Source organism: Paenibacillus sp. FSL H8-0261, from assembly GCF_045040645.1.
Taxonomy (GTDB): Bacteria; Bacillota; Bacilli; order Paenibacillales; family Paenibacillaceae; genus Paenibacillus_AQ.
Genome location: NZ_CP150297.1, coordinates 3,301,631 through 3,322,844, shown reverse-complemented (window position 1 = coordinate 3,322,844; position 21,214 = coordinate 3,301,631). Strand labels below are relative to the sequence as shown.

General features: G+C 41.6%; 18 protein-coding genes. 4 read left to right on the top strand and 14 right to left on the bottom strand.

Translation table 11 applies throughout. The annotated features are described in order from the left end of the window. Positions 1-4: 4 nt before the first annotated feature. From MHI27_RS14870 to MHI27_RS14855, 4 genes are all read right to left on the bottom strand, one after another. Positions 5-490 (bottom strand): nitroreductase, encoded by a 486-nt coding sequence (locus MHI27_RS14870; RefSeq protein WP_234535974.1) that lies wholly within the window; start codon positions 488-490, stop codon positions 5-7. Further along, positions 477-869, bottom strand: a complete 393-nt coding sequence (locus tag MHI27_RS14865; RefSeq protein ID WP_405176615.1) for a hypothetical protein — start codon at positions 867-869, stop codon at positions 477-479. The genes MHI27_RS14870 and MHI27_RS14865 overlap by 14 nt, the downstream gene beginning before the upstream one ends. 191 nt (positions 870-1,060) lie before the next feature. Continuing rightward, on the bottom strand, positions 1,061-1,351 hold the full coding sequence (locus tag MHI27_RS14860) for a hypothetical protein (protein WP_405176747.1): 291 nt from the start codon (positions 1,349-1,351) through the stop codon (positions 1,061-1,063). Between the two features lie 106 nt (positions 1,352-1,457). Then, positions 1,458-2,102 (bottom strand): formylglycine-generating enzyme family protein, encoded by a 645-nt coding sequence (locus MHI27_RS14855; RefSeq protein WP_405176746.1) that lies wholly within the window; start codon positions 2,100-2,102, stop codon positions 1,458-1,460. A gap of 231 nt (positions 2,103-2,333) precedes the next feature. Here MHI27_RS14855 and MHI27_RS14850 point away from each other — a divergent pair, with 231 nt between their 5' ends. Together MHI27_RS14850 and shc are read left to right on the top strand one after the other, a co-directional pair. Then, the gene (locus MHI27_RS14850) at positions 2,334-2,780 is read left to right on the top strand and encodes an OsmC family protein (RefSeq protein ID WP_042188137.1); all 447 of its coding nucleotides are present in this window, start codon (positions 2,334-2,336) and stop codon (positions 2,778-2,780) included. Between the two features lie 128 nt (positions 2,781-2,908). Beyond that, entirely contained in the window at positions 2,909-4,801 is a 1,893-nt protein-coding gene (gene shc, locus MHI27_RS14845) for a squalene--hopene cyclase (RefSeq protein ID WP_405176614.1), read from the top strand. 617 nt (positions 4,802-5,418) lie between these two features. Here shc and spoVB read toward each other — a convergent pair. The 8 genes from spoVB to MHI27_RS14805 all read right to left on the bottom strand — a co-directional run bounded on the left by spoVB (position 5,419) and on the right by MHI27_RS14805 (position 17,140). Next, positions 5,419-6,975: a stage V sporulation protein B gene (spoVB, locus tag MHI27_RS14840; RefSeq protein WP_405176613.1), complete on the bottom strand. Its 1,557-nt coding sequence runs from the start codon at positions 6,973-6,975 to the stop codon at positions 5,419-5,421. Positions 6,976-7,296: 321 nt separating this feature from the next. Further along, entirely contained in the window at positions 7,297-10,086 is a 2,790-nt protein-coding gene (locus MHI27_RS14835; RefSeq protein WP_405176612.1) for a glycoside hydrolase family 3 C-terminal domain-containing protein, read from the bottom strand. Between the two features lie 189 nt (positions 10,087-10,275). Next, positions 10,276-11,757, bottom strand: coding sequence for an Lsa family ABC-F type ribosomal protection protein (locus MHI27_RS14830; protein WP_405176611.1), 1,482 nt, complete (start codon positions 11,755-11,757; stop codon positions 10,276-10,278). A 317-nt stretch (positions 11,758-12,074) separates the two neighbouring features. Beyond that, the gene (locus MHI27_RS14825; protein WP_076285748.1) at positions 12,075-12,575 is read right to left on the bottom strand and encodes a DinB family protein; all 501 of its coding nucleotides are present in this window, start codon (positions 12,573-12,575) and stop codon (positions 12,075-12,077) included. Between the two features lie 283 nt (positions 12,576-12,858). After that, positions 12,859-13,407 (bottom strand): CueP family metal-binding protein, encoded by a 549-nt coding sequence (locus MHI27_RS14820; RefSeq protein ID WP_341125229.1) that lies wholly within the window; start codon positions 13,405-13,407, stop codon positions 12,859-12,861. 179 nt (positions 13,408-13,586) lie between these two features. Beyond that, positions 13,587-14,453 carry an SDR family oxidoreductase gene (locus MHI27_RS14815; RefSeq protein WP_405176610.1) on the bottom strand — a complete coding sequence of 289 codons (867 nt, stop codon included), beginning with the start codon at positions 14,451-14,453 and terminating at the stop codon, positions 13,587-13,589. Between the two features lie 183 nt (positions 14,454-14,636). Beyond that, the gene (locus MHI27_RS14810; protein WP_405176609.1) at positions 14,637-16,388 is read right to left on the bottom strand and encodes a sensor histidine kinase; all 1,752 of its coding nucleotides are present in this window, start codon (positions 16,386-16,388) and stop codon (positions 14,637-14,639) included. Next, a complete protein-coding gene (locus tag MHI27_RS14805) occupies positions 16,385-17,140 on the bottom strand; it encodes a response regulator transcription factor (protein WP_042188104.1) in 756 nt (251 codons plus the stop codon). Before MHI27_RS14805 ends, MHI27_RS14810 begins: the two co-directional genes overlap by 4 nt. Before the next feature lie 308 nt (positions 17,141-17,448). Here MHI27_RS14805 and MHI27_RS14800 point away from each other — a divergent pair, with 308 nt between their 5' ends. Then, a complete protein-coding gene (locus MHI27_RS14800; protein WP_341128129.1) occupies positions 17,449-18,366 on the top strand; it encodes a M23 family metallopeptidase in 918 nt (305 codons plus the stop codon). 163 nt (positions 18,367-18,529) lie between these two features. Beyond that, positions 18,530-19,408 (top strand): deoxyribonuclease IV, encoded by an 879-nt coding sequence (locus MHI27_RS14795; RefSeq protein WP_405176608.1) that lies wholly within the window; start codon positions 18,530-18,532, stop codon positions 19,406-19,408. 57 nt (positions 19,409-19,465) lie between these two features. On the opposite strand, the gene MHI27_RS14790 is transcribed toward MHI27_RS14795, so the two are convergent. Beyond that, complete coding sequence (locus tag MHI27_RS14790; RefSeq protein ID WP_076299024.1) at positions 19,466-19,789, bottom strand: hypothetical protein; 324 nt, start codon at positions 19,787-19,789, stop codon at positions 19,466-19,468. Between the two features lie 100 nt (positions 19,790-19,889). Further along, positions 19,890-21,110, bottom strand: a complete 1,221-nt coding sequence (gene eis / locus MHI27_RS14785) for a GNAT family N-acetyltransferase (RefSeq protein ID WP_339271215.1) — start codon at positions 21,108-21,110, stop codon at positions 19,890-19,892. Positions 21,111-21,214: the final 104 nt, after the last annotated feature.

Sequence of the window (21,214 nt, the reverse complement as noted above, 5' to 3'; positions counted from 1 at the left end):
CCTTTTAAGATAAATATGTGATTTTTGATTTCATCGGTGTTCTTGGCTTAGCATTTGGAACTTCCTCCGGATATCCAATGCCAAATAGTCCAATCACATCGTAATCTTGCGGGACACCTAGAATTTCACGATTATGAGGTAAAGCACCTAAAGAAGCCCAATAGGCCCCAACTCCCACTTCATGTGCAGCTAATAAGAAGTTCTGTGCGAAACATGCGGCAGCCATAACATTCTCATCACGTTCAAACGCTGTTGCACCAGGTTTAGATAAGATAGCAAGAACGACAGGAGCGCTTCCAAAATTCGTCTTATGCTTTAATTTAGCTCTAGTATCAGGCCCGATAAATAGGAGTTCCCAAGGTTCGTTCATACGATGGTTTGGAGCATAACTAGCTGCTTCCAGCCAATTCAATAAATCATCCTCATGAATCGAATCCGCCTTAAATTGCTTAATACTTCTACGGGTTTTTATAAGATCAATGGTTTTCATTTTTTTGATCATTCTCCTCTTTTTTAATTTCGCCAACAGTTTTATCTTCCGGCGTTACTTCATGAATCTGAAAAATATGGATAAACTCTTCAATGATCGCTTCCGTTGCCTTCAATTCACCACTAATCACTTGCTTGATCGAATCCAGCTCCGGTGTTTGCAGCTGCCGCTGTAAAGTGGCTCGATTCACATTAAGCTTTTCCAAAAATGCTAGAGCTCTGCCGCGACGAAAAGTTTGTGCACTTTTTGGGGGACCATCCATAGAATCCATCCCATGTCTGCTCATATGCTCGCGATCTCTATGCTCTCCACGGTCTTTGTGTTCCCCATGTTCCCCATGTTCTCTATGACCGCGTTTTCCGAAATGTCCATCACGCATATTTACTCCTCCTTTTATTTGTATACATATGTATACGTTTCGTTTATGTATACAAATGTATACGTCCGATTGTTTTCTGTCAAGTTATCTTTTTCATTAGCAAGATCCACAAAGAAAAAACCGCACAGAGTGCGGTCAGCTTGGAGAGATGCTATTCATTTTACTGACCAAGATTTTTTGTTATATCTCAACTATTGATTAACCTTCTTTAATCTTTGCGGCTCCTTAGGATCTAGTTGCTTCCAATCTGATGCATCTCTGTCTGTGAAAATATAATCCGTATCTGGTTCATTAGCAAATCTAACATATACAGGGAACTTCGGCATTGAGCTCAGTTTAGCTTTAATACTCAGTAAATCAGATTCAGAGTATCCTTCAACAGTGATCAAATATTCTCTTAAGTTTTTCTCAAGTGAATTATATTTAAACTGAAGTGCTGCGTACATTCCTAGAACGAGCAGAGTAATAATTACAACGGAGATAGCTACAAACTTTCTAATTCTAGAAGCACCTCCTGTAGTAAGTCTATTTTAGGAACAATCATTTTCTGTGTTAATGTAAATTGATTAATGTAGAGACGAATTAATGTTATAAAGATCGAGCAAGACGAAATCCAAGATCATCCACACAAAATGTGGGATGGCTGCGACGACGACAGGTTGCTCCACAGCCCCTGGCCTCTTCAGCCCAGCTGCCTCCTCGAAAAATCCGATAGGAGCCGTACACTTGTTCATCATATAAATCCCAGCACCACTCCCAAACATTCCCCAACATATCATAAAGCCCCCATGCATTCGGTTCTTTCGTCCCTACAACATGGAGTTCACCATCTGAATTTTCATTGTACCAAGCTATCTTATCTAGCTCGCCATATTGATAGCCAGTAGTTTCTGCTTTACATGCATATTGCCACTCTGCTTCTGTTGGAAGTCGATAGCCATTGGATTCCCTATCCCAAATAATATGATCTCCATCGTCACTTATAATATAAGCTTCTTTCAATCCAGCCTTCTGAGAAAGCAGATTACAGAAAGAAATAGCATCATTCCAAGAAACATTCACCACAGGTTTAAGATTTTCGACGGATGACTTCGTTGTTTTTTTAGTAACAATATTGTATAGATCCACCGTTACAGGATTCGGTGCAAGAAGAAATGGTTTTATTTCAGTCTTCCATTTAGTTTTTATTCGATCATCTCTTAACTCTATTGCTCCCCCTAGAATTTTAACCATAGGACTGTTCAAGTAGCGCTCAATTTCATTTGACACTTTATCTCCTCCCCATACTTTTTAACAAAATCCAACTCATGAAGTTGTAAGAATCCAAATAATACTAATCAAGTATTGACAGGGTATAAAGATTAGAACTATAATCTAAACAATTCCTAGAAAAATACTATGAATTACATAATGTTCAAAATATCTAATTATATTCAGGTTGTCCAGAAGAAGGAGTGTAGACATATGCCAAATGTTCAAACTTTCAAAGCAACTGCCCATTTACAAGATGGGGTTAAAGTCATTACTAAAGCAAGACAATTCGAGCTCGTCATCGATGAGCCACAAAATCTTGGGGGTACGGATACAGGAATGAATCCTGTTGAAGCTTTGCTTGCTTCTTTAGGGGCCTGCCAATCTATTGTGGCTCGAGTTTATGCTTCCAAATTTGAGGTAGAGCTTGAAGATTTCAGAGTAGATGTTGAAGGTGATCTGGACCTCGATGGATTTTTCAACCGTTCTGAAGTCCGTCCCGGCTATTCCGATATTCGATATACATTCTACATAAAGACCCCATCCCCTGCCGAGAAGGTTGAAGCATTCGTACAATTTTTAGAAAGCAAATGCCCTGTTGGTGACACGATTGCTGCCCCGGTAAATCTTAAGCTGAACCGTATTGTGATTGAAAATTAACCGATTGATTAGTTAAATATTATCAAGGGCTGTGAGGTTGCATCAAGCAACTTTACAGTCCTTTTTCATTTCAACCTCTCATCCATCATATAATACTAAAAATGAAGGACCTCGGAGGTACCTAAGGAATGAATCCTATACTGAGCACAGTAGATAATGAGATCGAGCGTTTAACGGCATTCCTGATTGATCAACAGCAGCAAGATGGATCTTGGCATTTTTGTTTTGAGAATGGAATCATTATCGATGCCTATGTCATCATTCTCTTTCGGATTCTGAACGTACAGAATGAAGCCCTGATTCGACAGCTACATGATCGTATTCTTGCTGAGCAACAGTCCGCTGGATTCTGGCAATTGTATAGCGATGAAGAAGATGGTAACTTATCCACCTCGGTTGAAGCCTACTACGCCCTTCTCTATTCTGGGTACAGTAAGGTGACTGATGAGCCGATATTGCGCGCAAAACATTATATTCAATCCAAAGGAGGAATTGGAAAAGTAACTAGCATCCTAACCAGAGTCATTCTCGCAGCTACTGGTCAGAGCAAATGGCCTTTATCGATCTCTTCGATTCCCCTAGAAGTTCTGTTGTTCCCGTCTTATTTTCCTATTAACTATTTTGAGTTCTCTGGCTACTCAAGAGTGCATCTCACGCCTATGCTTATTATGGCCGATCGACGTTTCTCGATCTCAACAGCGACTGCTCCTGATCTATCTGATCTCATAGACACACGCATTGAAGATGCTGAACCCGCTTCCCGTGGATATCATGAGCTGCAGGACGTTATTCAAACTGGCCTAAGCAGACTTCTTGGAAGCCCTCGCTACATTCACGAAGTTGCCCGAACCAAAGCAGAACAGTTTATTCTCCAGCGGATTGAATCCGACGGGACTCTATACAGTTACGCAACTAGTACAATTCTTATGGTGTATGCCCTTCTGGCTCTGGACTATGACCAGCAGCATCCTCTGATTATGAATGCCATTGATGGGCTTACCTCGATGCAATGCCGTTCTGAAAGTAAAACAACAATTCAAAACTCTCCGTCTACGATATGGGATACGGCTCTAATCGCCTATACTTTGCAGGAGGCACAAATTCCCGATCATCATCTCGCGATTCAACGTGCTACTTCGTATCTGTTGACCAGACAACAGCATAAAACTGCTGATTGGAGCATTCATAATCCGGATACGACTCCGGGGGGATGGGGTTTCTCAGATTCTAATACGATTAATCCGGATGTGGATGATACGACCGCTGCTTTACGAGCCATTCGAAGTTTATCAATAACTCAGCCATCCTATCTAGAGTCATGGAATCGTGGAATGAACTGGGTCCTATCGATGCAGAATAAAGACGGTGGCTGGCCGGCTTTTGAAAAAAACACCAATAAAGAAATGCTCACTTGGCTCGCAATCGATGGGGCTAAATCTGCTGCTATTGATCCCTCAGAGGCAGATCTAACCGGGCGCACCTTGGAGTATCTCGGGAACATTGCCGACCTTGATACGCGAAACGAATTCATCGGGCGAGGTGTGAAATGGCTGATTCAGCATCAGGAGAAGGATGGCTCATGGTACGGAAGATGGGGCGTTTGTTACATCTATGGGACATGGGCTGCCTTAACAGGATTGCAGGCCGTTGGCCTGCCACTGGAACATGAAACATTGCAAAAAGGAGCGAATTGGCTCCTAAGCATACAGAACTCGGATGGGGGTTGGGGGGAATCTTGTCATAGTGATCGGCTTTTGCAGTATGTACCATTAGGCGAAAGTACGCCTTCCCAAACCGCATGGGCGCTTGACGCACTCATCTCCATTCAGCCGAAATCAACAGCAGCGGTGGAAAAAGGGATTGAAAGATTAATCATGTCTATTCATGAAGAGGATTGGAAAACTTCTTATCCAACTGGCGCTGGTCTCCCCGGTAATTTCTATTCCAATTATCATAGTTATCGCTATATCTGGCCGTTGCTCACACTGAGTCATTTTAGAAAAAAATACGGTCAAGGATAATACTCGGTAATAACTAGCGTAGTCCTGCTTCTCTTCTCAAGTGTCTCATAAAAGCTTGGATTGCGCCCTTATGTAGTCCTTTTTGGGAATCTAGCTCCCCTTTCCAATAACCCGCTCCGGTATGTATTCATCAGTTCAAACAAAAATTCGTAAAAAACATCAGAGCAGCGATCATCCGTTATTGGAGAATCGTTGCTCTGATGTTATGAACCGGGGGTTGAATACTTTTGTCCGTTACACTTCCTTCTAAATTACCCAGTCTTGATCAAGCTCAGAGCTTTTCGGACCCAGAAAACGCTATTTGCCTGTTTTTACGCTTTTGAGTTAGGTTACGGACTCCAGTGAAACTATTCCTTAAAAAGAGAGTCATTTGGGGTATTTTTCAAGGCAATAACGGCGGTGGGTCCGTTGAAATTCCAAATCTAGGATAAAGTTGATTTTAGGGTCAGCTACAGCTATTTTCAATAGCGCAATTGTTTTGAATGATTATAGCTGTACAAAATACAGTTAAACACCTCGCTGCTCCCCGTTACCTTCATCCGCCTCCATACTGTTATACAGAGGGTTTCATCATTATTCGATTTACTTTTTGGAGCACGACACCGAAATATCCCCTTTCAAGAAACAGGCGTAATCGTCGGCGGTTTCGGTGACCGTTCCCAAGCATGAGTTACCTGCAATGTTGCAGCATAGGTGATCAATGAAACGATTAGCGCTCCGAACAGTTCAATAATCTGCCCCAGGTCCATTCGTTCCAGAATACCGTGAGCCGTCATCCCGCAAACCGTCATGATAATTCCTCCCGCGCCCACCTTGAATACAATGCGAAAGTCAAAATAAAATCCTATCGTTCCTGCCACAGACATAAAATTCAGCAGCGTCAGCAGCAAAAGCCCCAGTCCGAACCCTATAGCAACCCCTTCGATGCCAATATTAGAACCGAGAACAAAGATCGCAATCACTTCAAAGATATTCGTAAGAATATGGTTCCACATGACGGTTGATGCTTTCCCCAAACCAAGCAGAATCGCTTGCAGGGGTGCTCCAAAATAATAAAGAAAAAATAAGGGTGCAATCAACCTTAGCAGCTCGCCCGCTTCTGGCGAATGATAGATCAAAGTAGTTAATGGTACAGCCCATAAGTACAGGATGATTGTACATGGAAGACCTACAATAAGCGCGGATCGCATAGCCATATCCATCCGACTATGCATAAGCTTGCTATTATTGCTTACACTCGCTTCGCTGATCGCCGGAATTAATGCAGTGGACAACGATTGAGTGAAGAAGCTGGGGAGAAACAACATGGGGAGAGCATATCCCGCTAAAAGTCCGAATTGCTTAGTCGCCATCTCAACCCCCACACCAAACAGGACTAGACTTTTCGTAATCAGCAATGGGAGAAACGCATGATAGAGAGAATGAATAAAACCGCTGCCTGTCATCGGTAAGCCGATGCGCAGCAGATCTCTCAACGTACTGTCTCCTTTGGGTGAAAAACTTGAATTAGGCGGTGGCGTGGGTTTGATCTTCCCTCGATTTGCCCATTTGAAGACAGCAAACAAATAGAGCAAACCAAAACCTTCGCCGATCACGGAAGCCGCCATAGCGCCCGCAGCTGCATAAGCAATCCCATAAGGCAGCAAAACGTTCACAACACCGATAATGACAATGATTTGCGCCAAATTCTCAATAATATCGGAAAAGGCCAGCGGGTTCATGTTCTGTTTTCCACGAAAATAACCTTTTAATACAGCTGACATCGCAATAATTGGAATGATCGGCGTAATAGCGACCATAGCATAATACGCCCGCTGATCGGCTAAAAAAACCGACGCGATCCATTTGGATCCAAATAGAGCCACTAAAGTTAGTATAATACTCAACGTACCCGTAATACTTAAAGATACTTTGAGAATTCGCTTTACTCGCGCTTCATCCTGCTTAACCTCAGCTTCTGAGACAAGCTTTGAAATCGCAACAGGAAGCCCCAGCTCTGTCAGCGTAATAAACAAGGGTAGCAGCGGATGAGCAATCATAAGCAGCCCTACCCCCTCGGCTCCTAAGAAACGTGCCAGCAAAACGCCATTCAAAAATCCGAGCCCTTTTGTAAAAAATGACGACACGGTTAAAATGAACGTGCCACGAATAAAGCTTTGTTTACGCATCCCCATCTCTACGCATCTCCACCTATGGTTTGTCCTGGTCCTACTTTCTAACTTATTCGAACAAACACAAGTACATGCAGACAAGTATTTGTAAAGTATATAATCTGCAAAAAGCCCGACACACCATAGTTGGTACACCGGGCAATTTCCTCATATTCTAGTATCCGATAAAGGAGTTGAAATCCCCCCTCCATACTCATGTGGAGTAGTGGAAATGAAATATATGATCCCCCCGCAACAATAAGTACAACAAAAAAACCGCGAAAAATATCGCGGTTTTTAGAAATGATTAATATTAACGATCTATCTAACATTAACGCATGACACCTAGTCGATTTTATTGAATTCAATCCAATCGATCTGCAAACCTGGTTTGATGAACTCCAATTTCATATCATAAAGACCTGCTTCGAGTTCAACTTTCACAAGCTTTTGTCTGATCCACTGACCTTCAGTACCATTTGTTTGAATGGTTGTCATCAATTGATCATTCACTGATACATTGCACGCACTTTGAGCCAGCTCAGGTTCCGTTGACATGATATGCACCAGGATACGGTATTGACCAGCCTGTTCCACTTTAAAGCTAGTCGATCCTTCTACGACAGGTTTAACCTGTGGATTCTGTGATAAGGATTGAGCTTGTTCTCCAGTAAGTGAAGGATTAGCTTTAAAGAACTCTACAGTTTCTACAATTTCCTGTTTTCTCGAGAATACAGGTGCATTCATGATAAACTCACAAATGTTTATGGCAGAACGTTGGAGCTCTCCACGGGTTAACGTACCATTTTCCAAGGACTCAATGGTGTTATCATTCCATCCGTTAATTTCTGCACCATAGTTAGGTACAACCATATAGAGGTCGTTTTGTGCACGAACCATCCAATTTGTAAATTTCCGATCTGCTGGTCCGCCATTAACTACATCATTCATGATCGCCCACCAGTCAGTCATTACAATGCCTTTAAAGCCCCACTCCCCACGAAGAATCGTGGTGTTCAAATCATAATTCGAAGCCGCCCAGTGTCCATTAACTGGATTGTAGGAGGTCATTATAGAATTCGAACCGCCCTGCTTCACGGAGATTTCAAAACCTTTCAAATAAATCTCACGAAGTGCACGTTCAGACACCACGGCGTTTACTTTACTACGATGTTTCTCCTGATTGTTACAAGCGAAATGCTTCATCGTAGCGGTTGAGCCGCCTTTCAAAATACCGCGAGTACATGCAGCAGCGAACACCCCAGAGATCAAAGGATCTTCTGAAAAATACTCAAAGTTACGTCCATTAAGCGGACTGCGTCGGATATTAAGGCCAGGTCCAAGCAAGGAATCCACGTTATTTCTTAACAACTCTCGCCCTTCCATAACATAAAGCTCTTCTACCAAATCCGCATTCCAAGTAGCTGCAAGAAGCGTTCCGATAGCAACTTGAGTCGCCTTTGCTCCGCTGTCCATACGAATCCCTGAAGGACCATCAGCTGTACAAGCCACTGGAATTCCGAGATTAAATAAACTGTCACTTACGCCTCCAAATGCAGAAGCCGTGCCCGGTGTAACTAAAGGACTGCTCATCCCTTCACCACGTACAATTGCAGCCAAATCCTCATCACTGAGCTGTGCAATGAAGGCTTCCATGCTAACCTTCTGTTCATATACGTCTCTTAATTTATATCCTTTATTACCTGTTTGTGAGATCGTCTCTGGAAGATTAGTTTCAATTCGCTCAGCCAACGAAATTTTACGTTTAGGAACTTCAGCATAAACAATCTCGTACGAACCGTCCGCCTTCTGAGCGCCTGGCATCATTCTCGTAAAGCTTTCTGTAGGCGCGAGCGCTTCTTGCAATTGCTCCACAACTTGAAGAGCTTCAACGACATAGCCGTCTTTACCCTCAACACCGACTGCCACCACTTGTTTAACACTAGTTCCCACATACAAGCGGTACGTACCTTCTTCGAGAACATAGGCAGAAGCATGTCCTGTTACGCCTGCGTCATCATAAGAAGCCATAGAATGAGCTGAGAAACTCACGGTAAGGCGCTGTGCTTCACCCGGTTCAAGAACTTTCGTCTTACCGAATGACACCAGAGCTTTAGCTGGTTTACCAAGCTTGCCTTGCGGAGCTTCATAATAGACCTGAACAACCTCTTTACCAGCAAAGGAAGTTCCTGTATTGGTAACGGTTACGCCGATTTCAATGAAAGACTCGCCTTCTTTGGTAATCAATTTGGCTTCTTCTGGCTCGATACTAAAAGTTGTATAAGATAAACCATAACCAAATTCAAATTGAACCTTATCTGGGCAAAATGTCTCGAAATAACGATATCCTACATAGATATCTTCCTGATACAAGTTCGTAAATTCATTGCCGTAATTCTGTGTTGATGGGTAATCATTGATGGAATAAGCGATTGTATCCGTCAGTTTACCACTTGGAGTTACCTCTCCAGACAGCACATCTGCAATCGCATTTCCGCCTTCCATACCACCCTGCCATGAATAAATCACAGTTGAAATTGGATATTTATAGCTTTCATCGTTCATCCAGTTCATATCAATAATGTTGGAGACATTCAGGACAACGATTGTTTGCTCAAAATATGTAGTTACCTGCTTCAGCATTGCCTGTTCATCATTTGTTAATTGGTAGCTGCCCGGTGCATCAGCATTATCCTGATCTTCCCCTGCCGTGCGTCCAATTACAAGAATGGCTTTATTCGATTTGTTTCTAGCTTCGGAAACTAATTCATTGCTCAAAGGCATTTCCTTCTGATGCCAAGGTTCTGCAGCCCATGCGCCTCCACCATTATCAAATGGATTCTGTTCAATCCACTTTTCATAGACAGCAGCCAGCTCTTCGTTAACTGTAAAGTTCTTCTTAGTGCGAAGACCATCCAATAAATTGGTCGTATAAGTAACATGGACACTACCGCCGGAACCTGTACCACTGCGATAATAATTCACTTGGGATCTGCCAAAAATCGCAACATTATCGCCTTCGCCAAGCGGAAGTACCTGATTATCATTCTTCACCAGCACCGCACCTTCAGCGGCTACTGTCCGGCTAAATTCTGCAAAACCTTCTAATGGAATTCCCACATTCTGTGTGCTCAACTTATTTCCTCCTGTTGTTCAATTCTATAGGTTGTTTCTTGAAATCTTCAATTCCTTTAATAACATGCTAACAATGCATCTATATCATTATAGTACATTGGAAAACTGGAATATATATAATAATTAACTTTATTAATATAATTATATTGGTCTATTTGTTTTGAGATTAACTATCTTTGGAAAAAGTTCTTAGTGGAGTTCAACGATTTTCGTAGCAACATTGTTGCAAAATTCCCGATCATGCTCCACAAAAACAAGAGTTGGCGTGTATTCAAGCAACAGCTCTTCAATTTGCATACGTGAAATGACATCAATAAAATTAAGCGGTTCATCCCAAATGTACAAATGAGCTTTCTCACTAAGGCTTTTGGCAATCAGCAGTTTTTTCTTTTGACCACCACTATAAGTGGATATGTCTTTATCAAATTGGATTCTAGAAAAATCAAGCTTTCGTAGAATAGATTTAAACAGACTTTCATCGATTCCGTTGTCTCTGGCATAATCCGTTAAATTCCCCTGCAGATTAGAAGTGTCTTGGGATACGTAGGAAATGATAAGCTGATTATCCTTTGTGAGAGTGCCTGTGAAATCTATATCCTCATCACACATCAATTTGATGACACTTGATTTACCTGAGCCGTTTTTACCCGACAGAGCAATACGCTCACCCTGCTCGATAGTGAAGCTTACGTCTGAACATACCTTTTTTTCACCGTAAAAAATCGAAATATTGTCTAGCTCAGCAAGTTGACGTTTATGATAGTCAAGCTGTGTAATCTCTAGATTCTCAGAATTTTCGATATTTTTAAGAAGCTTAGACTTTTCGTTGATCGCAGAAATTTGTCTTTGTTCAATGGCTTTAGAGCGTTTCATCATTTTAGCGGCCTTGTGTCCAATGTAGCCTTTATCGACCTTTGAGCCGGAATTTCTCGTTCCGTTTTTTGTTTTTTCCACTTCATGTGACCAGTTGCCTGTCCGTTTAGAAGATGCAGATAAGCGTTTAATATCTCTTCTGAGTTTCTCATCTTCTGCCAGCTCAAAGTTATCTTGTCTGACTTTATTCTCCCACCAGCTTGAAAAATTTCCTTTTTGGATCTCTATATTGGTCTTATTTATTGACAAAATATGGTCTACACAATTATCAAGAAAAGATCTGTCATGAGAGACCAGAATATATCCACTTTTCGTATTGAGATAATCACTGACTAACTTTCTTGCCGTCATGTCTAAATGATTGGTAGGTTCATCGATCAACAGGAAGCTATTTTCCTTAATGAAGAGAGTGGCTAACAGCACTTTCGTCTGCTCTCCGTTAGACAATGAGTCGAAGGGCCGATATAACACATCTTCAGAAACCTTTAATAATGAAAGTTCACGCATTAATTTCCAATGAATATAATCCGGAAAAATTTCGCTGATCACATCAATGGTATTAAGCTCCTTGTTATCCACCTGAAAAGGAAAATATTCAAAAGTGACATGGGCAGAAATATTTCCGCTGTATTCATATTTTCCAAGCAATAAACTCAGAAAGGTGGTCTTTCCTCTACCGTTTCTTCCGGTAAATCCTAATTTCCAATCAGTATCGATTTGAAAGTTTACATTCTCAAAGATGTTATCGTAGCTGCCCTCATAGGCAAAGGTTAGATTTGTAACATTTATTAATGACATATAAGTATCCTCCTGTATGAAAAAAATAAAAGCCACAAGAAAGTTACTTTCTTGTGACTCAAATAAATACAGCAAATCTAGCCCCAAATGGAGTTAGATAAGGATATATTGTTCGAGTGAAAAGAAGTAGTAACTTTCTTGCATACAAAAAATAAAACAAACGAAATAAACCGTTTTTGTTGTTTTATTCATCATGTGTCGCAAGAATAATTACTACACTATACTTTTCAACTCCGATCATTAATTTGTATCCATGTTATCATGCCGATTTGTTTTTTTCAACTTTCCAATCCTTAACTCATTAAGAAATTCATTTATTAGGCATTCGCTAATTCATCTGCCGAGGGGCCGTAAAGGCCCGGCACTGGTATATTTAGAAGTCGGAAATATACCCCAAGCTGTGCCCGGTGGTGGATCATGTGATTCAAGCCGATGGTACGAAGCGCGACTGCCCGTGTCTGACGGCGGATAACCGCTGTGCCATTACGCAGTGTCCACTCCGCACCAAGCGTCTCCACATTGCTTTCAGAAATTAATTCTTCAATCTTGCGAGCGCTCATATCGAACTCTTGCAGAACCGCGGCGGGGCTCTCCAGCGCTTCTCGACGATATGGCACAGATGCCAAATCAAACTCCGAGTGAAGAAGAATGGCTGATTGCCAGTTTAGCAAATTGACGAGATGTGTGGATAGCCCACCGAGACTCATTGACTTTTCGTGTGGTTTCCATGTCATATGCTCCTGCGTCAGCTTCTCCAGCATACGACGCGTACCAGCTAACTCCTGCAAAACATCCCCGATGATCAGATCTTTATCCATCCCTCTATCTCCTCTCAAAAATGAAGTACCAACTAAAGTTTATCATAGAGAATCACCCTTGAGTTTTTCGACGATACCCTTCTTCAAAGAACACTCCCTATAAAAGGTCGACACTTGATATCCATCAGATTATATCATTTCCAGGAGGTGGAAAATAACTATAATTAAACTTTACCTTAGAACCTTCTTATTCTTACAGATACATAAAAAACCTCCCATAAATTAAATGGCAGGTCCGATATGGAATTTTCAGAGGAAGTAGTGACTTCGCTGTCTCTGGTGTTTAGATACTCTCTACTAATTGCATGGTCGTTACACATGTATTATCACTCTTAAAAGTGGAAAGTGCGGCTTTCGCTTTTACACCATCCTGTTCAATCGTTACATTATATTTCTTATCGCGAGGTAACCAAAGATCAATGAATCCGTTAGATTGGGACTTCATAGTTTGATCCACAATCACATTGCCCGCAGTGTCCTCGACATATACATTAAACGTTTGTTCTGTTAATTCCCCTTGGCATCCAGTCAAGCTATGTGTTGCACACGGGTGTGTATTCTTAACATATGGTGCGATGGAAACAAAAAACTCATCTTTGGGTAAGTCATATTTGGTTGATTGATTGTTGCTGTCGGTCACAATAAGCTGCTCTGAAGTGATGGAAGCAGAGAGGTCTTTCATGCTGCTTGAACTATATTCCTGTACTAATTGTTTAACGTTAGATGTATCGGTTGCTGCGGGTGATTTTTTATCATTTCCCCCCACAAATAAAACTGCCCCTAAAGCAACAACAACTACTGCACCAGAAGCCATCCAAATTTTTGTCCTCATTGATATTCATCCCCTTCTCTTCGATTCAATCATTTTCATTACACCAATAGTTCACATATGTTTCCTATTATATCATTATTATTACTTCACGAAACCTTTATCAATGATGTTAAAGATGCATAAAAAAAGGCCCCTTCTGGTTATTCACCGAGAAGAAGCCTTGAATCTTGCTATATTATTTAAGCTTGCAGACTATTTACAAGATCACTGATAACATCCGCTAACGGAGTGACTGGACGATTCAGTACTTTCTCTAGATCGTCACTTTCAATATCCAGCCATCCTTCGCGAATACCACGTTGAATCGCAACAACGAATGGCAGAGCAGCTTCTGATACACCAACCTCAGCCATGATTTTCGCATAAGCTTCGTCGTCAACTTGCAGCACTTTAATTTCTTTACCTATTACGCCACTTATAATTCCAGTCAATTCTTCTTGTGTTAAAGGCTTGCCAGACAATTCATAGACAGAATTCTCATGTCCTTCCCCAGCTAGAACATTAGCAGCAGCTTCTGCATAATCTCCTCGTGCTGCCCAGCCAACTTTACCACTACCAGCAGAAGTTACCCATGGGGCACCTGCTACGGCGCCTTGGATAGATCCAACCTCGTTCTCCATGTACCAGTTGTTGCGAAGGAAACTGTAAGGAATTCCGGTAGCTCGAATGGCTTCTTCGGTTACACGGTGTACTTCAGCAAGGAACAGCTCACTCTTCTCAGCATGTCCTACGCTTGTATAGGCAATGAATCCAACACCAGCTTTAGCGGCTGAATCAATAGCTGCCTTATGTTGGCGAATCCGAGTCTCGTTATCTCCATCTGAAGATACAATTAGCAGTCGATCCACACCGGCAAACGCTACATCCAATGTTTCCGGCTTATCAAAGTCACCATGACGGACTTCCACACCACGCGCTTTAAGATCACTTGCTTTATCTGGATTCCGGACACTTACTACAAGGTCCCCTGCGGGTACAGTTTTAAGTAGAGACTCTATCACCAATGATCCGAATTGACCTGTTGCTCCTGTTATAGCTATTTTCATTTTAAAATCCTCCTCAAATTAGGATGAATTTCATCCTCTTAATAATCGCTCACCTGTAACTATTGTAGTTACATTCAAAAAAGATGTCAACTCCTTTATTTTTATAGCCTTGACTCATCCTAATAAATACAAACAACCCTCGCGGTATCCGGTTGGAATACAGTGAGGGCTTGAATGAAGATATCAGCTCCATATTAACTTAATAACCGTTCCTTTACCTACGTGACTCTCGACAGTAATCCGGCCCCCCATACATTCGATCAGTCCTTTAGAAATCGCCATGCCGAGCCCAGAACCGTTGGAGGTAGACGCTGTATCCGTTCCTCGATAATATCGTTCAAATAGCCGGATCATTGTTTCTTCATCCATTCCATCGCCGTCATCAGCAAATTGAATGATAAATCCGGTGTCCCTATCTTTATGAATAAGCGAAACGGTCAACTTCGTATCCGGTGGGTTGTGGAGCAGCGCATTCGCAGTTAAATTGTTGACAACCCTTTCTAGCCATGGCGTATACAATTGAGCTCTTACTTCGGTTTGTGCAGGCAGAAATACTATTCGCTGCTTCCCGTAGGCAGGATTGGCAGCAGCTTGTTCGAGAGCTTGTTGCAGCCAAGCGTTCAATTCAACTTCCATCGTCTCAGGTGGTTTAATTCCTGACTTTAGACGATAGGTCATTGCAAGATCACTGATCAGCATGTCCATATGGGACGATTTATCTAGCATAGTCGTTGTAAACTTACGAACTTCCTCTTTCGACCAATCGTATTTTGGTTCGGCCAGTAAATGAGCATATCCTGTGATTGAGGATAATGGGGTTTTCAAATCATGAGTAACACCGGCGATCCATTCCTCGCGTAAGCTCTCCGTCTCTTCCCGCAGTACTTGATCACTCTTCAAGGTTGCCGATAATTTCTCAATTGAAACCATCACATCAGCAAAAACACGGTATCTTCTCCTCCATTTACCCACGGCTGTTCGACTGCGACGAAGTCCTTTACGATCCGTTGGCTCTGTATAGATGGCATTTCCGATGGAATCGAGCCACACGAGCATATGCAGCATAGGTGCACCGAAACGATGAGCTTGCCATAAAGAGAGCAACACAAACGCGATCAATAAAGCGATAAGCATGGCAAATGAACCGATGATCACGACCTTTACTTCCTCTGGTATCCACACTTTTTTACTTGGATCTGTCCCTTTGATATTGGGTTCTCCCACGATCCAAGTACGACCTGAGTCCTTATCAAAAGAAGAAAGAACATGGTACCCATATCGTTCACTGTACAGGGTGCGAAGTGCAAGCTCTTGAACGGAGTACTGAGTGGGTATCATATTAGGTCTATTATAAGAAACCACTTCATTGCCTGATGAATCTATAAGTTGAACAAAAGCTTGGGCCGATTTAATTTCTTTTTCAAGTTCATCAGGAAGTACTGGGTCCCCTTTCGCAGCAGCGAATGTCCCCTCACTCACTTTCTTTAATAGTGGACCTAATACATTAGGCGCACCATACACCAGTGCGAGCTGTTTACCATCCTTTTCTTGAATCCATAGTGCCAGATTATAAGGAAACGGCTGAGTGCCCGTCCAATAAGCAACTACTTCGCCAGGGCCATATTGAATGGGTACATCTTTAGGTGTATTATAGGCACTCTCAACTTGCCCATCTTCATTTAGACTTTGTAGCCAGCCTTTATTTTTCTTCACTTGCTCCAGTAAACTCGGAGAAAAATGTATGCCATCCTCATCAATCTTAGAAGATTCTACCAATTGTTCAAGACCCACATTGGCAAAATCACGCGAGAGACTAATATCAAGAAACCGCAGCAAAATCCAAGTAAATGTTATGGCAGAAATAGCGAGTACTACCATGCCCGTAATTGCGAGCTGAAGAACAAACTTTAACGTTAACCGGCGCTTAATATTCATGGCGCAGACAACTCTTGACGTTCTACTTTAACCAGTTTGTACCCAAGACCTCTAACATTAACAATAAACTTCGGATCGGATGGGTCTGCTTCTATACGCTCTCTTATACGGTGAATATGCACCATGACCGTATTATCATCACTTAAGGCTTCTTCACCCCAAACCTTTTCATATAATTCACTTTTGCTGAATATTTGATTGGGATGTTTACATAAGAACAGCAGCAATTGGAATACAAGTGCCGGACAAGAGACCGACTCACCCTCAACCAGCAGCTCCCCTGCCGTCTCATCCAGTTTAAATCTCCCGTAATCGTAAACGTTCGCAGATTTGCTGTGAACTGTCGCTGTGATCTTATCAGTATCTGATGGAGCAGGTGAACTTAAGTACCGCCGCAACTGCGCTCTTATTCGAGCGACAACTTCAAGTGGATTAAAGGGTTTAGTGATATAATCATCTCCACCTATAGCAAATCCAGTCAGCTTATCAAAATCAGAGGTTCGAGCCGTAAGAAACAGGATAGGTGCGTCCGTCGTCTGCCGAATAAAAGGACAGATTTCAATTCCACTGCGCCCTGGCAACATCACATCCAATACAATCAAATCATATTTTTTGGCTTCGCAGGCGCTTATCGCTTCTTCACCCGTCACCGCAGTATCAATATTTAAATAACCCTCTTTGCGTAATACAGTCTCCATAATCTCCAAAAGCGATTGTTCATCATCTACAAGTAAAATCGATGCTTCATTCATTGTGAAATTCCCTTTCCAAATAGCCCTTGTTTTTATCATCATAGCATGATTCTTGACGCTATCAATCGCACTAACCTTAACAGAAGCTTAATTCGTATTCGTCTACTACACCAAAAGTTAAGATCGTATTAATACTGTGTTTCAGAAGAGCTAAGACTCATTTGCTATAATTTGACTATTGGGAGGCGATATTCTTGAAAAAAAGCTCTAAAAAAATAATCAGCATACCGGGAATGTCAGCAAAAACAGTTTTGGCAATAGGATCACTTGCCTTACTATTAACAGCTTGTGGAGGAGGAAAAACGGATATGAACAATAATGCGAAAGTGGAGCAAACATCCAATTCAGCTGTAGAATCAAACGAAATAATGTTCCTGCCTGATGATCTGCCAAATTTTCTGCTTAAAGGGAACTATAAAGAAATGTACGCCCACTTTAGTCAGCCTTTGAAGGATGAGGTAAGTGAAACTGAATTAGCTGAGACCGCTAAGGAATTCACTAAGGATATCCAGACACTGAACAAAGCATCTGATATGCAGCTTAATGGATTTGATCGACGTACTTGGTTGAGTGATACAGGTAATAAAGGGCTCATCGGAATGTTTGATCCGGATGGAACCATTTCATTAATCCAGATTCAAGAACTGACATCTTCCCCTGAAACCGATACAAAACTTAGTAAGCATGAATACGCATTGCCTTTCGAAGGTGACTGGTTTGTATTTTGGGGCGGAGAAAATGTTCTCGTAAATTATCATTATGAAGTAGAGATCCAGCGTTACGCCTATGATTTCATTCAGGCCAAGGAGAACTATTCTTATAAAGGGGATCCGCTAAAAAACAAAAGTTATTATGCCTTTGGGGAAAAAATCTTCGCCCCTGCAGATGGTACAATCGTATCGGTTATGAATGATATTAAAGATAATGAACCTGTCGGTGTTATGAATCCAAACCAGGCAACCGGCAATAACGTGGTCATCGATCACGGTGGTGAATTCAGCCATCTAGCACATCTCAAAAAAGGTTCGATTACAGTTAAGCCAGGCGATAAAGTCAAAAAAGGTGATATCATTGGGCTGACGGGTAACTCGGGCAACTCTAGTGAGCCCCATTTACATTTCCAGATCTCTGACGGAGTGGATTTATTCAACTCTCGTTCTATCCCTGTTAGGTGGGGGAACGGATTGAAGCCGATCCAAGGCGAGACGATCACCGCTGCTGAATAACGATCATTCTGGGTGGGTAAGGTTGTCTCCCTTATGAGATAGACGGACGAGACAACCTAGCCTGCGCTGAAATACATATAATTAGGGCCTTCTACAAATATTAATCGACATGTAGTGACTAAATTTCGGTCTCTTTCTCTGAAGAAAGGAAGCGTTGAACCAGATGACTTTACTCCTAGGGTCACATGTATCCATGACTGGACCAAAAATGCTCCTTCGAGCTAGTGAAGAGGCAGCATCTTATGGAGCGACCACCTTCCTAATATATACCGGAGCTCCTCATAATACTCGCCGTAAGCCCATTGAAGCTTTGAATATTGAAGCTGGACAAGCTCACATGAGAGATAACGGCATTTCAAATATCGTTGTACATGCTCCATTTATTGTTAACTTAGGGAATACGCTATCCGCTCAGGTCTTTGAACATAGTATTGAGTTTCTTCAATCAGAGATTATTAGAACGGAAGCTTTAGGCTCTACACAAATTGTCCTGCATCCCGGGTCCCATGTTGGTGCGGGTCCACAGGCCGGAATTTCTCGGATCGTAGAAGGTTTAAACGAAGTGTTAGCCAATAAACGAAATGTTCAGGTTTCATTAGAGACCATGGCTGGAAAAGGTAGTGAATGCGGAACTACATTTGAGGAACTTGCGGCTATTATTGATGGAGTGACGCACAATGAGCGCCTGTCTATTTGTATGGACACTTGCCATATCCACGATGCTGGTTATAATGTGAAGGAAGATTTTGATGGCATATTGGATCAATTTGATCGCATAATTGGAATAGAGCGCCTAAAGGTCATTCACGTAAATGATTCAAAGAATATCATCGGCTCGCGAAAAGACAGGCACGAAAATATCGGACATGGATATATCGGCCTTCAGGCGCTTCGATATGTAGTCCACCATCCACAGCTAACAACCATTCCCAAGCTCCTGGAGACCCCCTCCATCGGTGAAAAGAAATATGTCAACCCGCCCTATAAGCATGAGATTTCATTGTTACGAGGAGAAACGGATGAGCCGATAAAACAAGCATAAACGCCTTCGGCGTCCTTATAAGGACGGTAAGCGTTTATGCTATAAACTATAATCAATTTATCCTTTTGCAGGATCATTCGTAACAGGTGCGGTTTCGTTCATTTGAAGTTTCTTTAGCGAGTTTTTCTTTGCGGTTAATTCTTTTGACAGATCAGCTTGCATACGATTTAAGGTTTTTATCTCATCATTCAGCTTTTTGATTCGCGACATTTTACTGCTCAAATCTGTGTGAGACTTGCTAAATTTCATATCCTGTTCTAATTGGTTAATTTTGAATTTAGATTTTTCTTTTTTGTTCTGTGTGCTCTTGATTTTGTTTTCGAGCTCGGTAATTTCTTGTTGTAATTTAGTGATCATTGGTTTAGTAAAATTAATTGCCATTCTTACACCTCATATCATATTGTGTTGCTGAGAGATTATTCTACTATAAAAAGAGCAAAAAAGCACACTCATTAGAGTATGCTTCAAAGGTTCACATATTTTAAAAATAATCAGAGAAATAAGGATGCTCTGGTCTAATCAGTCCTTCCAGCAAATGAATCGTGGCATCATCCGTCTGAATACGTCCGATGCGAGCCAGGTAGGTTGGCCGCTTATAGCCCATTAACATGGTTGTTAAGGTAGGAATATCAATCGTGAGTGAAGGATTTAATCCCCCTTCTCGCAGGGTCCCCTTCCCTTCTTTATCTACAGTTAGTGAAAATGTCCCTCGATTCCATTCCAGCATCGGATCGCTTAAGTTAAAAATGAGCTCACAGTCTTTGTCCTGCCGTTTAAAAGGATACTGTTCGATAAATAAACGGACATCTACAATCCGTGCCATAAAGTATGGAGCGATCGTTTCTTTAATATCCCCATCATCTAATATGAATGACAACGGTTCTCCTTTATAAATATCCCCTTTAACCAGCTTAATCATTGAAAAGTGCGCACTAATAAAATTCCACAAGCCCGTTCGAGCCTCTTCAACAATGTATACCATCTCTTTGATATAAAATATTTCTTCGGCGACCCAATACAACAAGTACCCCATGGGTTCATCGTTGTTATTGTAATAAATACCTACCGTCATATCATCTAAATCCCACCGCAAATATTCTTCCCAAGCTAACTCATTACGAATCATCGCCCCATGATGCTGCACGGCAAACTGATCATAAATCACTTTGATATCTGGATGTTCAATGGATACACGTTCCACATTTCCTGGGACATTTCTCATTTTTGGCAACTGTGTATCCGGCACTTCAAATGAGATTTTATCAGTGATGATTTCCCAGCCTTTTCTTCTATAATAAGGGATTGAATATGGATAAAGATAAGATATCGATTGTTTACGATCCCGCATTTTAGTTAAAGCATGAAGCATCAGTTTATTCATTAAACCTAAATTGGCATATTCGGGATAGGTTCCAACACCCGTTAATCCACCCATCTCATAGATATGCCCAAAAATATTAACCTGAAATGGGTATACGGCTAACTGAGAGATGAGCTTGTCTCCATCAAACCAACCTACAACATCAGCATACTTAAGAACTGGCAACTTAGCCTGAGTGATTTCACGATTCTCCCAGCCAAAGATTTGCAGATCACGATTGGTCACTTGAAATACATAACGTAATAGATTATTAAATTGTTCTGCGTGCTTAGTCTCGACATTAGCTAATTTGATTCTATCCTGTAACTTACTGCGACTCACTGTTATTACCTCCGATAAATTGACCACTTTTTAAGCTTAGATCACTAGCTTGATCACATTGACTCAACGCATAGTATTCTTTATATACGTTGAATCAATGCATT

Coding starts and splice junctions, on each gene's coding strand:
- MHI27_RS14805 (WP_042188104.1), bottom strand. CDS start 17,140: ATGAATGAAGCATCGATTTTACTTGTAGATGATGAACAATCGCTTTTG.
- spoVB (WP_405176613.1), bottom strand. CDS start 6,975: ATGGGGATGCGTAAACAAAGCTTTATTCGTGGCACGTTCATTTTAACC.
- MHI27_RS14795 (WP_405176608.1), top strand. CDS start 18,530: ATGACTTTACTCCTAGGGTCACATGTATCCATGACTGGACCAAAAATG.
- MHI27_RS14870 (WP_234535974.1), bottom strand. CDS start 490: ATGAAAACCATTGATCTTATAAAAACCCGTAGAAGTATTAAGCAATTT.
- MHI27_RS14825 (WP_076285748.1), bottom strand. CDS start 12,575: ATGGATAAAGATCTGATCATCGGGGATGTTTTGCAGGAGTTAGCTGGT.
- MHI27_RS14830 (WP_405176611.1), bottom strand. CDS start 11,757: ATGTCATTAATAAATGTTACAAATCTAACCTTTGCCTATGAGGGCAGC.
- MHI27_RS14855 (WP_405176746.1), bottom strand. CDS start 2,102: ATGGTTAAAATTCTAGGGGGAGCAATAGAGTTAAGAGATGATCGAATA.
- MHI27_RS14790 (WP_076299024.1), bottom strand. CDS start 19,789: ATGGCAATTAATTTTACTAAACCAATGATCACTAAATTACAACAAGAA.
- MHI27_RS14850 (WP_042188137.1), top strand. CDS start 2,334: ATGCCAAATGTTCAAACTTTCAAAGCAACTGCCCATTTACAAGATGGG.
- MHI27_RS14820 (WP_341125229.1), bottom strand. CDS start 13,407: ATGAGGACAAAAATTTGGATGGCTTCTGGTGCAGTAGTTGTTGTTGCT.
- MHI27_RS14865 (WP_405176615.1), bottom strand. CDS start 869: ATGCGTGATGGACATTTCGGAAAACGCGGTCATAGAGAACATGGGGAA.
- MHI27_RS14815 (WP_405176610.1), bottom strand. CDS start 14,453: ATGAAAATAGCTATAACAGGAGCAACAGGTCAATTCGGATCATTGGTG.
- MHI27_RS14810 (WP_405176609.1), bottom strand. CDS start 16,388: ATGAATATTAAGCGCCGGTTAACGTTAAAGTTTGTTCTTCAGCTCGCA.
- shc (WP_405176614.1), top strand. CDS start 2,909: ATGAATCCTATACTGAGCACAGTAGATAATGAGATCGAGCGTTTAACG.
- MHI27_RS14800 (WP_341128129.1), top strand. CDS start 17,449: ATGAACAATAATGCGAAAGTGGAGCAAACATCCAATTCAGCTGTAGAA.